Origin of the sequence: Allobosea sp. 2KB_26 (genome assembly GCF_052115715.1) — a bacterium.
GTDB lineage: Bacteria > Pseudomonadota > Alphaproteobacteria > Rhizobiales > Beijerinckiaceae > Allobosea.
In genome coordinates, this window is sequence record NZ_JBFRHE010000003.1 from 458,299 (window position 1) to 473,531 (window position 15,233).

Consider the following 15,233-nt stretch of genomic DNA (forward strand, 5'->3'; position numbering starts at 1 on the left):
GAGGTCGGAAAGCCCCTCGCCCCTTCTGTTCCGGTCCATTTTCTTCACTGGGACCAGTGCTCCTTTCGCCTGAAGATGCTTTAGTCCAGCCTCCTGCAGTGCCGCCGGAGGGCGAATGGATTCTGACAGCGGTTTCCGCTCCTTCTTCATCAGTGCCCGCGACGGCCTGAAACTCCACGCCCGCGATTACGGCCCCCTCGCCTCCCACGCCCTGCCGGTGGTCTGCCTGCCGGGGTTGGCGCGCACGGCTGCCGACTTCCACGAACTGGCAACGGCGCTCGCCCAGGACGAGGGCAGGCCACGGCGGGTCCTGGCGCTCGATTACCGTGGGCGCGGACGCTCCGCCTATGACAAGAACTGGGCCAATTACGATATCCGCGTCGAGCTGGACGACATGATGCAGCTGCTGACGGCGGCCGGCATCGAAGCCGCTGTGTTCGTCGGAACCTCGCGCGGGGGCCTGTTGACGATGGCGCTGGCGGCGGCGCGACCGGCCATGATCAAGGGCGTCGTGCTGAACGATGTCGGCCCGGTGATCGATGCGCGCGGATTGCTGCGGATCCGCGGCTATGTCGGCAAGCTGCCAAGCCCGCGCAGCTTTGTCGAAGGCGCCGAAATCCTCAAGCGCCTGTCTGACCAGCAATTCCCGGCTTTCGGCGAACGGGAGTGGGAGACCATGGCGCGACGGACCTGGACCGAGCGCGACGGACATCTCGTCACCGATTACGACCCCAATCTGATGAAGATCCTGGAGGAGCTTGACCTCGAAGCCCCTCTGCCCGTGCTCTGGACCTATTTCGCCGGCCTGAATGCCGTGCCGATCCTGGCAATCCGCGGCGCCAATTCCGATCTTCTCTCGGAGGAGACGCTGCGTGAGATGGGTGCGCGCCATCCCGATTGTGAGATCTTCGTCGCACCGGGACAGGGCCATGCGCCCCTGCTCGGATCGAAGGATATGGTGCGGCGCATCGGCAAGCTGATCGGCAAGGCGGAAAAGCGCGCCGCCTGAGCCTTGGGCCGGTCCATTCCCGGCCAGCGCCCGGCGGTCGCAACACGCCGGGGCCGACTGAAATCGAGGATTTACCGCCGCTTGCCGTCGGTTCCTCCTTCGGAGATGCCGGCGACATTGCCCTGCCCCTGCGTACCATCGTCACGCGAGGTCGCGACCTCGCCGGCACGGGCCCGTGTCGAAAATTCCGTCTCGATGCCGGCTGCGAGCGAACGGGCCTGGGCAACCCAGTCCTCACGCTCGATCCGGCCGGGAAAGGCGAGATAATGGCCGACCCATTCGATGTTCTCGGACGTCCAGGCTGCGATCTGCTCGAAATGCCAGATCCCGAGGCCATGCAGCCTGCCTTCGTTCTGCTGGCCGATACCCCGGATCAATTTGAGATCGTCAGCCTTCCCGCTGCGGGCTGCGACAAGGCCGGATGGCCGCCTGCCGGGGATCAAATCCTCGCCCTCGACCTTGTCCAGCAGTGGGGCCGACTGCGTCGAAACCGGCTTCACCGCAGCGACGGCAGGCGCAGCCGGGGCCTCAGGGATCGAGCCGACATTGGCGCCGGCAATGGCGAGGACCGAATCGCGATGGGCGAAGAGCGTGCGGACAAAGCAGGCGAGACAGCAGCCTGCCAGATAGGCCGCGACATAGAGCAGCGCGGTTTCCAGCCAGAGCGCGGCAACGCCGTTCACCACCTGCAACCAGGTGAGCGCGGCGACCGCGGCCCAGGCGCCGACCAGCAGGGGAATCGGACCGGTCCAGAAACGGACCTTCCCGCCTGTGCAGGTGATCCAGCCCATGGCGAGGCCGATGCCAAAGGCCGCGAGCAGGAACCAGGCGAACTGGGTGGCCAGATAGAGCATGCCAGCGTTCCCTACTTCTCGACCGTGAACTGGACGCGACGGTTCATCGCCTTCGCCTCCGGCTCGTCATGGGGAACGAGCGGTCGCTGCGCGCCAAAGCCCTTCGGTTCGAGCCGGGCAGCGCTGATGCCGCGAATGACCAGCTCATCAAGCACGCGCCGGGCACGCCGGTTCGAAAGATCGAGATTATCGAACCCGCGCCGCTCGCCATCGAGATTGGCATGCCCCTCGATCGTGACGCGCACATCCGGGCATTGCTTGAGGATCGCGGAGGCTTCCGCCATGGCCCGTTCCGTCGTCGCATCGAGCACGACCGCTGCGGTGCCCTGGCCGAACAGCACGGACTGGCGCTTGGTCAGGGCATCAAGGTCGTTCTGACAGGTATTGGGCGGTTCAGTGACGCAACCTGTCTGGCGCAAGCCGATCTCGGCCCGGCCTGCAAAACCGGCCGGCAGACCGCTCGCGGCGCTGGTCTCGACCTCGCCCTTGATCAGCTCGCGGCAGGTCAGCCCCTGGAGTTCGACCTTGCCATCGACCAGGCGCGCTGTGCCGAGATCCAGCCTGAGCAGATCGGTCACGGCGATGCGCGCCGCGCCGCCGAAACCGGCAGGCGCTCCGGGCACGATACGCGTCTCGTCCACGACCTTGCCCTGCAAGGGCGAGCCGTCCAGCAATCCTAGAAGCGCCGAGCGCGTCTGCTCATCGGGAAGATATCCGGACAGGCCGACGCCAGACCGATCCGACGATATCGTAAGCCCAAAGGGGCGCAGGCCAAGGCCAGCCAGGTCTGGCGTGCCGGTGAGGCCTCCCGGCAAAGGCTGTTGCCGGAGTGCGGCCTCGATCGCGCGCCAGGCCTCTTCGTCGGCAACGGCACCGGACAGCGAAGCCTGCGTCCCTTCGATGGACACCACGCCGCTGCTCATTTTGCCGAGCAGGTCCAGCAGGAAGCTGGTGGCCGTGCCGAAATCCGGAGCTTCACGCAGCTTCGGTTCGCCGGTCATGCGATCGGTGACCCGAATCGCAGCCGCCCCGCGGTCGACAGATTGCAGCACTCCCTGTCTCGCCCCCTCGTCGGGAACAAGGCCGCTCAGCACGACGCCCTGCTCGGTCTTCTCCGCCCGCCATTGCAGCGGAACCGTACGCTCGGGCACTGCGAGTACCGGGATCGCCGCCTTCATCTCGCCAGCGCTGGCGTGGGAGTTGCCGGGCGATGGCAACTCACCGCGCTGAGGTGCAGGAGGCGTTGAAGGCTCCGAAGGCGCTGGAGGCTCGGCCGGAACGAAGAGCGGCGGAATCTCCGGCAGCGGTGGCATGGGAGGGGGCGCGGGCGGGCAGATGATATTGGCCTGCGCAACCGAATCCGGCCCGTCCGTCTGTGCGATCAGCAGTTGCAAGGCCTGGCAGGATTCGAAATCCTCGGGCCCGTCGCCGGACAGCCTGTAGGTGCCGGCATCGAGCTCGGCCTTGCCGCTGCGAAGCCGGGCAAGATCGCCGATGGCGCGCGTAACCTTGGCCAGGAAAGCGCCCGGCTCGCCAAGGGCCGGCTTGCTTTGATCATCGATCCGAGCGGGCTCGGGAAAGCTCCGCCGCAAGGCTGCCGAAATCTGCTGCCTGGCCTCATCCGACGGGTAGAAGCCGGTGACGCTCAGCCCACCATCTGCGCCCTTCTCCACAGCCCAGCGATAAGGTGCGATCGTCGGCGGCTCGAGGCTGCACTCGACTGCGGTGAACCCACCCTGCCCCAGGGATGCAGTGCTCTCGCGTAGCGCAAGGAAGCGCTCCGGCGTCGTTGCCTTGCCCTCGATGCAGAAGCGCGTGTCGTCCAGCGCCACCTTGCCGCTCGAGAGACCAGCCAGCTCACCCAGCATTTTCTGCGTCACGGCAGCAAAACCGGCAGGCGCGCCGAAAGCAAGCATCTGGCGATCGTCGACGCGCAGTCCCGGTACCGCCGCACTCGCCGCGGCAACATTGGCGGTCGCCGTCGCCTCGTCGGGAACGAAGCCGGTCAGCGTCACCGCATCGCGCTCGCGCGTCGCCGACCAGCTATAGGGTTTCTGCGCGACGACTTGGGACAGGCCGCCGAGCGCCCGGCGTATGCCGAATTCACCGCGCAACTGCACCATGGCCTTGGCAGCGCCATCGGCCGAGAGCGCCTCACCTACGATCAGCACATCGCGTCCGGCAACGAGCGCCATGACGGGCCTTGCGCCTGGTGCCTCGCCGGCGACCTGCGTCGCCACCGCGATGGCACGGCGGCTGACATCGTCCTGAATCGGCTCATCGAGATAGAAGTTGCCGGCGCTCCAGAGCAGCGCCAGCGGCACGAGCCCCCATAACCAGTTTGCCGGCTGCGCCATTCCCGCTCCCCGCGTCGGCACAGACTTGTCAGGCCCTTACCGATCACCGTCCCCAGGCTGCCAAGTCAGGACGGTTCGGCTGCCCCTGTCAAGTGAGTGAACAGGCCTAACCCACGATATCCAAACGAAAAAAGCCCCGGGTTTCCCCGGGGCTTCCGACTAGGATCGGAGAACCGATCAGAAGTCGCGCTGGATGCGCAGACGGCCGGTGAGGGCGTCGTCGCTCTTGATCAGCAGGTTGTTGTTGCGGTTGCCGAAGTTGTCGACCTGACCGATGCGGTTCTTCAGCTCAACCTTGGAGTAGAGAACTTCCACGCCGATATCGAGACCCGAAACCGGGGTCCAGACGAGGTTGGTGCCGATGATGAACTCCTTCGGGTTCAGCTTGACCGGAACCGCGGTGCCATTGAGCGTGCCATTGACCGCGCCGAGGCCGTTCTGGATCGCAGCGCCGATGTCGAGCTGGGAGTACGAACCATAGACTTCCGAACGGATGGTCGGGGTCCAGTAGTGCTTCAGGCCAGCGGTGATGGCGAAGCCCTTGGTCAGCTTCGTGCGACCGGTGGTCTGGTCGACGACGATGTCGGCAGCGGTGAGCGCACCGAGACGGCCGTAGCCATAGATGCTGCCGTAGCCGAGGTAGGAGTTCATGCCCTCAGCGTAAGCGGCCTGCAACCACAGGACGTCGCCAGCGGCGAGCATCGGCAGGTTGAACTTCAGACCGCCCTGGATGGCCCAAGCAGTCTCGTCACCACCACGGATGATGGCGGGATTGCCGATAACACCAACCGGGAAGCTGGCGATGTTACGCTGACCGATGGCACCCGACAGCTGAGCAGAGCCCCAGCCCTGGGTCACGTTCAACGCACCGACGACGTCCGGAGCCTGGCTGCCCTCGAGGGCGACAGAACCGGTGTTGAAGGCGAGGGCGTTGCGAGCGATCGCGTTACGGCCGGCCAGGCGGTCTTCAAGCGAGATCGTGGCCGAGAAGCCCGAGCCGAAGGTCGCGGTGTAGGCCAACAGGTTCGGGCTGTTGTCCGAGCCGCGGAGCGAGCTGAAGCCGAGGTCGTTGGCGTAGAAGTCGAAGAACGACTGCGCGCGACCAGCGGTGATCGGTCCGAACTGGATGAAGCCCTTGTCGAGCGAAATGCCCGTCGAGTTGCTGTTGGCGCCGGCCGCGCCGTTGGCGAAGATCGCGCCGCCGTTCAGCGCGCCGTAGCCGTACGGGCCGGTCGAAACCGTCACGTCATAACGGATGAAGGTGCGCAGGGTGCCGTAAGCGGTGGCGGTGCGCAGGTCGATGTTCAGACGACCACGAGCGCGGGTGCCGTACGAGTCCTGCAGGTCACCCCAACGCTCGCCGAAGGTGTACTCAGCGCGGAGACGGCCGCCGATGCGCAGGCAGCTATCGGTGCCCGGGATGTAGAAGAAGCCGCTGCCATAGGCGGTGCAGACGCGAACGTATTCGACCGGAGCGGCCTTCCGCGAGGGAAGATCGGCGGCCTGAGCCCCGGCGACCGCGGCGAAGCCGGCGGCAGAACCGAGGAGGAGGCTCTTAACGAGCTTCATTGGTAACCTCCAAAAGAGTTTCGAGACCCTCGGGCTTCAGCGTGTTCTTGACGATCGGCCCCAGGAGACCAAACCGGCGAACCCGCCTATCCCGGTCTTTCGCCCACGTCCCTGAACCATTCAGAGGCGAAGACGAAAAACAGCGACCGGGAACGTCCCGACGCATCTTCACCATACGAATGCCGGGTGGCCGATCAACCGAGATCACGCCGCCGCGAGGTCCGAGGGGGTGCTTTGAAACCCGGTGTTGCAGGCGCGCCACGCTTTGAGGGTCGAAATTTACCAGCGGTTAACCGCGTGCCCCGGCTGGGCACGTCCTGCAGGCAAAAGACGGCAGAATCACGGCCTGTTCGAATCGGAATGACCGACTCAAGCCGCAGCATCCGGAAGGGAGCACGCCGGCGCCGTCAGTATTCCCATTCGGCGCCGACGCCGACGGCGGCGCTGCCATCCGCACCGGTCTCGGCCTGGATGCGAAGCCGCTTCGTCACGTCGATGCCGATGGAGACGCCGCTATCCTCGGGCTTGGCGCCGGCCTTGATCCCGATCGAGACGTTGTCGCCGATGTAGCGGGAGACACCGACCGTCGGGCCGCCGGCGCCCATCTGGATGTCGAGATTGTCGACGCCGAGCGATTTGCGCAGCTTCTCGAAGGCATCGTCGCCGCCGGTCCCCGCGAACTGCGCGGCCGTCTGTGCCAGCTGCAGGGCCTGGAACGGCGAGAGCGAGCCGGAGGCGCGGGCGAAGAGCAGGCGCGACAGCACCTCGTCCTGCGGCAACTCGGGCTGGGAGGTGAAGGCAAAGGCCGGCTGGTCCGCCGGCCCGGTGACGAGGATTCGCGCGGTCACGTCCGAGGCGCGGGTCTCGGCGACGAAATCGAGTTCGGGAATCACGCCGCCCGTGAAGGTCAGGCGGCCGCGGCTGAAATCGAGCCGCTGGCTCGCGACCGACAAGCGGCCGCGCCTGAGATCGAACCCGCCATCAAGCACGGGAGCAGAGAGCGTGCCGCCGACGCGCAGCTCGCCCCCAAGTTCGGCATCGATTCCGCGACCACGGATGAAGACGCGGTTCGGCGCGGAGATGGTGACGGCGAGTGCGGCATCGAAGGCAGGCGCCGCTCGTCCGCCTTTGCCGGCGCTGCGCGCCGCCTTGCGTTGCGCGGCAAGCCGCACCGCCGCAGCGCCCTTCGCATTGACGTGGCGAATCCCGTCGACGGGGCGCAAGGAAGCCGGCAACCGATCCGGCACGGCGACATCGAGCGAGATGATATCGACACGCCCATCGACGCGCGGGCGCTGCGCCAGGGGGCCGGCGATCGCGAGATTGAGGTCGGCAACCGATGTCACGATGCCGTTCGAGACGAGTTGGGCCCGGCGCCCCTCGATCTTGATCTCGCCCGGGAAACCGGCGGCGGGATCGACGCGGACCTGGCCTGACGCCGACAGCGTGCCGCCATTGGCGGTGCGGGCAACCGCGCGCTCGATGCGCAGATTGTCGCCATTGGCCGCGATGCGCGCTTCGATCCCGGTCAGCCGCACGCCCTGGAGCGCGTCGGTGAAGCTGCCATTGGCAAGCGTCGCGGCGCCGTTCAGTTCGGGTGCTGCCGCAGTGCCGCCAGCCCGAAGGTCGAGCGTCACAGCGCCGGTCAGCCGTTGCCCCTGCGCCGCGAGCAGCGCATTGGCGAGAGCCGCGTCGAGCTTGCCCTGAATGGTGAGAGCAAGCGCGCCGCTTGCGCTCAGGGGCGCCGTGCCACGAACCGCGAGATTGGCGCCGCGACCGGCCGTCAGCGTCGCCTCGACGCTGGTCTGCCGGCCGGAGAATTGACCGTTGCCGCTGATCTCGACCGGAGGCAGGCCGGCGCTGCGGGTTTCGGGCGTCACCAGCCGCGCGACCCGGATCTGCCAGGGGCCGGCGAGAGCATCCGGCTTGCCGGAAATCTGCGCCTCGGCGTTCAGCGTGCCGGAAAGCTCGAGCTTCGGGGCCACCAGCTTGACTGCCGAAAGCGGGATGTCCTTTGCATTCACGCGCAGATCGAGCGTCTCACCCGCTCGGCCGTCCAGGCTGAGCCGGCCGGAATCGATCGCAAGCGCCAGCTTCGAGATCTCGACGCCGCCGGCCGGAAAGCCCAGCGAGGCCGGGTTGGCGAGCGTGATGCGCTTGCCCTCGCGCCGGGCATCGAAGGAGGCGATGTCGAGCCGCAGCGGATCACCGGGAACGAGCTGGCCGGCGCCATTGAGCGTGAAGCCCCGGGCATTGGCGCTGAGGGTGAAGGCGCTCGCATCCGGCCCGCCCTTCGAATCGAAGCGGATCGCATTGATCGCCTCGCCGGAGATCACCGCGCGATCGATGGCGATGGCGGCATCGATCGCCGGGCGACCATGGAGATCCGTGGCAGCGACGCTGGCATCGAGCTTGTCGAGCGAGACCCCGGCGGCACTGATGCGCGTGCCCTTGGCTTTCAGGTCCAGGTTCTGCCGCCCCTCGACAAGAGCGAGCATGATATCCGCATCGAGCTGTCCGCCGAGCTTGGTGAGGGCCAGCGCCGAGAGATCGTCGAGATTGCGTGCAGCGAGCGTCAGCCGGCCGGCGGCTCGCCTGGCCTGGTCGAGCGTCACAGCTCCGGTCAGCTTGACCGAGCCGATGGCGAGATCGAGCTTCGACAGATCCCAGGCATCATCGGGCAGTCGCGCGAATTGCAGCGTGCCGGTCGCGGGCTTGCCCTCGACCTCACCGGCAAGCGTCGCCCGCGTCTCGAGCGCGCCCTGCAGGTCGCGGATCACGGCATCGATCGACAGGCGCGGGATCGGGCGACCGAGCGCGCTCGCATTCGTCACCGCGATCCGTGCCGAGGCATCGAGCTTGTTCTGCGGTCCGGTAAGCTGTGCCGTGACCTCGCCCTTGCCGGAGAGGCGTGGATCGGCCCGCTTCAGATCAGGCAGGGTGATCGCGGCCCGCAGATCCGAGCGCTCGCGGCCGATGCCGCCATCGGCAGTGAGGGCGACATGCTGCCCGGCGAGACGAAGACCACTGACATTCACACCGCCGTCAGCGAGTGTCCCTACGCGCCCGGCCAGCGTCAGATTGCCGGCGAGCAGCCGGTCGAGCGCCGCCTCCCCGGTCCCGATCTGATCGCCACGGCCATCGAGGGTCGCGGAATAGATGTTCTGGCGCGGCACGGCATCGATATCGGCGCCGAGCTGCGCCTTGCCTGAAAGCTTGCGACCGGCAAGACCGCTGAGCCGCGAGAGATCGGGCAGGACCGCGCGCGCCTGCCCCAGGATGCGGGCTTTGCCGAGCTCCCCCTTGTAGTCGAGCTCCACGCCGGACATCGCGAGCCGCAGGGTCTCGAAATCGGCACTCCCCTCGCCCCGCCCTGTCCCGCGCAGCGTGAAGACGATGCGGTCGCCAACCACGCGGGCGAGCTTGGGATCGGCCAGCGCCACGCCCGTCGCCTCCCCATCCGAGACAAGCGCGATGCGCGTGTCGGCATTGCCGATCGATCCGTTCGGCGTCGCGGTGAAGCGCGCCACGAGTTTGCCAAGGCGACCGGTCGGCAGGCGCAGATCCCGCGCGTCGAGCGTGGCGACGACGCGCGGCCCGTTCACCGGGCCGTTGATGGTGGCATCCAGGGCGAGTTTGCCGATCTCGCTGCCCGCGGCAACAGTGCGGCCGTTGGCATTGGGCACGGCCGCAGCGGTGACGCGGATATCGAGGGTCTTGTCGGCTCCGTAGCGCCCAGTGACATCGAGACGCGCCAGTGCCGAGACAAGCGCGATGTTGCGCAGGTCGACGGCACCGTCATCGACGAAGCCGACCGTGCCGTCGAGACGGGTCGAGCCCGCAAAGATCGGTGCGGCCGGCGCCGGCATCAGCCCCTCGATGCGGGCATCGAGGGCCAGGACCAGGTCACGGCCAGTGCCGACGCGTGAGAGATTGGCCGAGCCCTGCGCCCCGATGGTCGGGCCGGCCGTGAATGTCAGGGTCGAGCGGAAGGCGTCGAGCGGGCCATCGCCATTGAGGTCGAGCTTGACCGGCGGCTGGTCCGGGAGATTGGCGACACGCGCGATCAGGCCGCCCTGAGGCTCGTCGACCTTGCCGGCGATCTGCAGGCGCGTGGTCTGCGGCACGAAACCGAGCCTGAGCGTGAACTCGCCCGGCGCATCGAGCCGGCGCGCCTCGAGACGCAGCGAAAGCCCCTCGGACGGAGCGCCCAGCGACGCGGCGCCGGTCGCGCCCAACCGCGCCGGCACGCCGACGATCGGGGCGCCCAGCGACAACTCATTGAGCTGGAAGGCGGTGATGTTCACCTTGACCGGCAGCTCCGGCAGAAGCGGCTGGTCGCTGGTCGGCGCGGCGCCCGGGTCGGCAATCGGCTTGCGCAGGATCTCGAGCTTGCCGATCTCGAGCCGGTCGACCTCGAGCCTGCCGAGCAGCAGGGCCGTGCGGGTCCAGATCAGCCGCACGCGGTCGACCCTCAGCCAGGCGCCATCGCGATCGGAGAGAACCACATCACGGATCGTCGCGTCGGAGGATAGCGCGCCATCGACCGCGCCGATCGAGACCTGGCTGTTCGGTGTCGACAGGGCGCGCGAGATCAGGTCGGCCAGAACCCCGCGATCATTCTGCGCGTTCTGGGCGAAACCGCCGAAGCGCGCCGAGACGACCAGACCCGCCACCAGTAGCAGGGCCAGAAGCGCCAGGCGCGGAAGGGTGAGCCGGTTGCGCATCAGAAGGCCTGCCCGATGCTGATATAGACCGCGACCGGCTTGTCGCCCTTGCGCGGATTGAGCGGGGCGGCGACGTCGAACCGGATCGGGCCGATCGGCGTATAGTAGCGCAACCCGAGACCGGCCGACATCCGCAGCGTCTGGTCGAAGGTCGGGAAACTCTCCTCGAATGCCGTACCGACATCGAAGAACGGCACGATGCCGATGGTGTTGGTGATCTTGATCCGCGCCTCGACCGAGGCTTCGAACAGGCTGCGTCCGCCGATCAACTGGTTGTACGGGCCAAGCGGCGACAGCGTGCGATAGCCGTAGCCGCGCACCGAACCGCCGCCGCCGGCATAGAAGCGCCGCGTCGACGGGATCTCGTCGAGCGCCGCGCCGGCCACGGAGCCGAAGCCGATGCGCCCGGCCAGCACATAGCGGGCCTCCTCATCAAGCGCGTAATAGCCGGAGATCGCGCCCTTGGTCTGGACGATGCCGACCGTCGATCCCATGAAGGTCGGGTATGGCGCCACGGAGGCCGTGAGGCGGACACCGCGCGTCGGATCGAGCAGGCTGTCGGTCGTGTCGTATCGGACCGAAAGCGGGATGCCGACAAGGGTGTAGGTGACCTGGCCGAGCACGTCGCTGGTCTGACCGCGCTCGACCTCGAGGCCGGCCTGGACCGAGAAGGTATCGCTGAAACGCCGGCGGATGCTGGTGGTGACATTGGCGTAGCGAGCGGTATAGCCGCCATAACGGTTGGTACCGACACGCTCGCGCGTCGCAAAGCCGTCGACCAGCAGGTCGTAGCGGGTTCCGTTCAGCGCCGGCTTCATGAAGCTGAACCCAAAGCGCCCGCCAATGTCGGATTGCTCGAAATCGCCGAATCTCTGGATCGTGGTGCCGTCGATCCGCGGGGCGAGAAAGAGATCGCCTTCCAGCCTGAGCCGCTCGGCACCGCCAAGCAGATTGCGATGTTCCCAATAGGTCCTGACCGCCGGACCATCGATGGTGGAATAGCGGCTGGAAAAGCCGATCAGCCGCTTCGGCCGCTCGGTGATGTCGACGAAGATCGGCAGGTTGCCATTGGCGTCGAGCCGGTCGGCCTCACGGATGCGGGCGGAACCGATCGCGGGAATCGAGGCGATCGATTTGCGCGTGTCGGCCAGTGCCTTGGGCGAATAGGGGTCGCCCGGCTCCAGATAGATGAAGGAGCGAACGACATGCGGCGGGACGTCGACCGTGCCCTCGATCCCGACGTCGCCGAAACCGGCGACCGGCCCGGGCTCGACGACATAGGTCACATCCATGATCTTCGCCGCGTGATCGACGACCGGGCGCAGCGCAACCACCCTGGCGAGCGGGCGCGACTGGTTGCGCAGATGATCGACCAGAGACGACTGCGCCGAACGCAATGCGGCCGAGGTCGCGGGATCGCCCGTTTTCAGGCGCGCGACCTTGTGGGGATCGGCAATGGCACCGCCCCCACCCTTGCCCTGCTCGACGACCTCGACATTGCGCAGACTGAAGAGCGGGCCGGTCACAACCCGCACGGAGATCGGCACCGGTGCCCGGTTGCGATAGGCTTCAAGCGCGCGCACCAGCGCCGGGCCAGGCTCGCTGCCGAGGCGCAGACCGTTGCCGTCGACCGCGATCGTCACATCCGCGTTGAAATAGCCGAGTGACCAAAGGGCATCGATCAGCGGATTGAGATCGGCGACCATGCGCCGGGCCAGGGTTTCGCCATCGGGCGGCGCATCCTGCCTGAGCCGATAAAGCAGGGAGGCGTCACGCAGCGTCTGCGTCAGGGCCTTGGCATCGTCGGTCCCGCTCACCTCGAATGCGAGCTGATAGGGCAGCGTCGTGCTGCTGACCGCCGGCGGCTTCTCCGTGGAGCCGAACAAGCCGAATATGTCGAGCGAGGAGAGGTCGAAAGCCTCGGCGGGCGCAGGCTGGATTGCAAGCATAGCGGCGAAAGCGTAACCGCCTCCGCCTGCAACCCTGCGCACCCTACGCCGCAAACCCCGCATCAATCCTCCAACGCAACACTATCAAGACCAATAGAATGAGATGATTTTGTGGTCACGCCTCTGCATGACCACAATTCTGCTCGTCAAAGCTGTCCCGGGCGCTCCTGCAACCCGCAACAATTGCCTCGGAATGCGCGGCGAAATCGAGCTCGATTGCAAGCTGACTCGGCCTGCAATGCCGGTCCCGATATCAGGCCAGCGCGAAGGAAATCGCGGCCAGCGGATCGAGCCTGACGATGACCGGACCGAGATTCGGCGCGAGCACGCCGCCGCAAAGGCTGCCCGTGGTGATGATCTGGCCGGCGACGAGGCCGCCAAGCGCGCTCTCGGTCTCACGATTGGCCCAGGCCAGCACCGGGGTGAGCGGATCGCCATTGGCGTGATGAGCGGGCTTGTCATAGAGCACGTCGCCGTCGAGCTCGACCGTGCAGGTGAGATCGGCGACCTCGTCGAAAACCTCGAAGGGAACGTCCTGGCCGATCAGATAACCGCCATGGCCCATAGAATCCGCCAGCCAGAGCGGGAACGGCACATGGGTCCAGTCGGCGATGCGGCTTTCGATGATCTCGATGCCGACGAAGGCACTGTGGCAATGCTCGAGCAGTTCGGCCCGGCTATAGGGCTTGCCGGGCCGGCGCGGCATGTCGCGACCGAGGCGGATGGCGAGCTCGACCTCGAGCCGCAGCTCGGCTCCGGGCACCGAGCGATAGGTATCGCCCGGCTTCAGGAACGGCCCGGGCATCAGGCCGACGAGGCCGCGTCCATCGGTGATCGAGACCTTCCAGCCGAGATGCGCATAGCCCATGTCGCTACTGACATCGGCCTGAACCGCCAGAGCCGTTTCGAGATCGGCCGGAACGGGAAGCGTCTCGATGTCGACGAGGCTGCGGCTGCGGCGCGCCTGGACAAAGGCTTCGCGCAAGGAGGTTTCGGTCGTCGTCGGCATGCGTCTTGCCCCTGTCAGTCTGAGCCTGTGGATGTGCATCGTGCACAGGAGGCCCGGTGATTGCCAAGCTGCTACAGCAGCACGGCGCCCTTGAACAAGATGCGCGTTAGCAGCGCCCCTGATCCTTCGCCTCCTGCCGGATCATGACCGAAGGCTGCTCCATGAAATCAGATGAACATGAATCGAAGGAGAACGTCATGAGCCCATCGCCCAATGACAGGCGCATCGACTATGTCGAATTCGTCGTTGCCGATCTCGGCCGGGCGCGCGCCTTCTACGAAAAGGCCTTCGGTTGGACGATGACCGCGTACGGCCCCGAATACTGCGCCTTCGCCGACGGCCGTCTCGAAGGCGGATTCACCACCCAGGGCACGCCGCAGCCCGGCGGGCCGCTGATCATCCTCTATGCCGATGATCTTCCCGCGTCACAGGCGCAGGTCGAGGCCGCCGGCGGGCGCATCGTCAAGCCGGCCTTCGATTTCCCCGGTGGGCGGCGTTTCCACTTCGCCGATCCGGACGGCTACGAGCTTGCGGTCTGGACGAAGGCATAGACGCCCTCGTCCGAAATCCCGGGCAAGACGCCACGTTTCATGCTAGGGTTGCCTCTGCAAATGTGGAGGCAACCCATGCGTGCCATCGAGCAGTTGCTGTCGGCCTATATCACCTGGCTGTCCCGGGCGTTCCAGGTGACGCCGGAATTCATCACGAGAGACCGTCGCGGCAACCTGCCGCCGCCTTCCGGCGGCATCGGGTCCTATTGAGCCGACGCTGATCGTCTCTCAGGCGGGCGCCGCAGCGGCGCGCCGCGTCATTTCCCCCAGCGCAGCGCCAGCGGGTCGAGTTCGCGCGCCAGCTCGATCAGGCCCTCGCGGGTCTTCGGGTGCAGTGGCGTCAGAGGGTGGCGGACGGCGTCGCTCCTGATCACCCCGCCCTCCTTCATCACTGCCTTGGCCGAGCGCAGGCCGCACTGGCGGTTCTCGTAGTTGATGATCGGCAGCACGTCGCGATAGAGCGCCGCCGCCGTCTTGCGATCGCCCGAGGCATGCGCGGCCAGGATCGGCTTGATCAGGTCGGGGATCATGGCGCTGGTCATCGTGCCGGACGCACCGGCATCGAGATCGGCCATCAGCGTGATCGCCTCCTCGCCATCGAACGGGCCGACGACGGCCTCGCCCCCCGCCTCGATCAGGGCGCGCAGCTTGTTCGCCGTGCCGGGGACCTCGATCTTGAAATAACGGACGAGCGGGACCTCCTTCGCCAGCCGCACCATGAAGGGCACCGTCATGGTGACGCCGGAGAGCGGCGCGTCCTGCAGGATGACCGGAAGGCCACAGGCATCGGTGACATGCTTGAAATGCTCGATCATGCCCTGCTCGTCGGCCTTGAGCAGCGCGCCGTGATAGGGCGGCATCATCATCAGCATCTTCGCGCCGGCATCCGCCGCCGCCTTGGCGCGCTGCGCCGCGATCCGGGTCGAGAAATGCGAGGTCGTGACGATCACCGGCACGCGGCCGGCGACCTGCTCGATCGAGAGGCGCATGACCTGGTCGCGCTCCTCGTCGGTCAGCAGGAACTGCTCGGAGAAATTGGCCAGGATGCAGATGCCGTCGACGCCCTGATCGACCATCAGGTCCATGACGCGCCGGTTGCCCTCGATGTCGAGGTCGCCATTGTCGTGGAAGATCGTCGGAGCGATCGGCAGAATGCCCTTGTAGGGTTCGGTCATGGTCGGTCTCTGTTTTGCCGGTTGAGACGGAGG

General features: G+C 66.8%; 10 protein-coding genes. 3 read left to right on the plus strand and 7 right to left on the minus strand.

All coding sequences use genetic code 11. The annotated features are described in order from the left end of the window. Positions 1-115 precede the first annotated feature (115 nt). A complete protein-coding gene (locus AB4099_RS12950) occupies positions 116-1,009 on the plus strand; it encodes an alpha/beta fold hydrolase (RefSeq protein ID WP_441478373.1) in 894 nt (297 codons plus the stop codon). A 71-nt stretch (positions 1,010-1,080) separates the two neighbouring features. On the opposite strand, the gene AB4099_RS12955 is transcribed toward AB4099_RS12950, so the two are convergent. The 6 genes from AB4099_RS12955 to AB4099_RS12980 form a co-directional block, all read right to left on the minus strand. After that, a complete protein-coding gene (locus AB4099_RS12955; RefSeq protein ID WP_113518161.1) occupies positions 1,081-1,863 on the minus strand; it encodes a hypothetical protein in 783 nt (260 codons plus the stop codon). Between the two features lie 11 nt (positions 1,864-1,874). Continuing rightward, the gene (locus AB4099_RS12960; protein WP_441478374.1) at positions 1,875-4,220 is read right to left on the minus strand and encodes an OmpA family protein; all 2,346 of its coding nucleotides are present in this window, start codon (positions 4,218-4,220) and stop codon (positions 1,875-1,877) included. A 177-nt stretch (positions 4,221-4,397) separates the two neighbouring features. Continuing rightward, positions 4,398-5,789 carry a porin gene (locus tag AB4099_RS12965; protein WP_441478375.1) on the minus strand — a complete coding sequence of 464 codons (1,392 nt, stop codon included), beginning with the start codon at positions 5,787-5,789 and terminating at the stop codon, positions 4,398-4,400. A 407-nt stretch (positions 5,790-6,196) separates the two neighbouring features. After that, positions 6,197-10,516 carry a translocation/assembly module TamB domain-containing protein gene (locus AB4099_RS12970; RefSeq protein ID WP_441478376.1) on the minus strand — a complete coding sequence of 1,440 codons (4,320 nt, stop codon included), beginning with the start codon at positions 10,514-10,516 and terminating at the stop codon, positions 6,197-6,199. Further along, complete coding sequence (locus AB4099_RS12975; RefSeq protein WP_441478377.1) at positions 10,516-12,465, minus strand: autotransporter assembly complex protein TamA; 1,950 nt, start codon at positions 12,463-12,465, stop codon at positions 10,516-10,518. The genes AB4099_RS12970 and AB4099_RS12975 overlap by 1 nt, the downstream gene beginning before the upstream one ends. Before the next feature lie 253 nt (positions 12,466-12,718). After that, complete coding sequence (locus AB4099_RS12980; protein ID WP_162767910.1) at positions 12,719-13,474, minus strand: fumarylacetoacetate hydrolase family protein; 756 nt, start codon at positions 13,472-13,474, stop codon at positions 12,719-12,721. Positions 13,475-13,671: 197 nt separating this feature from the next. Here AB4099_RS12980 and AB4099_RS12985 point away from each other — a divergent pair, with 197 nt between their 5' ends. Further along, a complete protein-coding gene (locus tag AB4099_RS12985; RefSeq protein ID WP_113510831.1) occupies positions 13,672-14,025 on the plus strand; it encodes a VOC family protein in 354 nt (117 codons plus the stop codon). Positions 14,026-14,100: 75 nt separating this feature from the next. Then, positions 14,101-14,235, plus strand: a complete 135-nt coding sequence (locus AB4099_RS12990; protein WP_441478378.1) for a hypothetical protein — start codon at positions 14,101-14,103, stop codon at positions 14,233-14,235. A gap of 47 nt (positions 14,236-14,282) precedes the next feature. On the opposite strand, the gene AB4099_RS12995 is transcribed toward AB4099_RS12990, so the two are convergent. Then, positions 14,283-15,200: a dihydrodipicolinate synthase family protein gene (locus tag AB4099_RS12995; RefSeq protein ID WP_441478379.1), complete on the minus strand. Its 918-nt coding sequence runs from the start codon at positions 15,198-15,200 to the stop codon at positions 14,283-14,285. Positions 15,201-15,233: the final 33 nt, after the last annotated feature.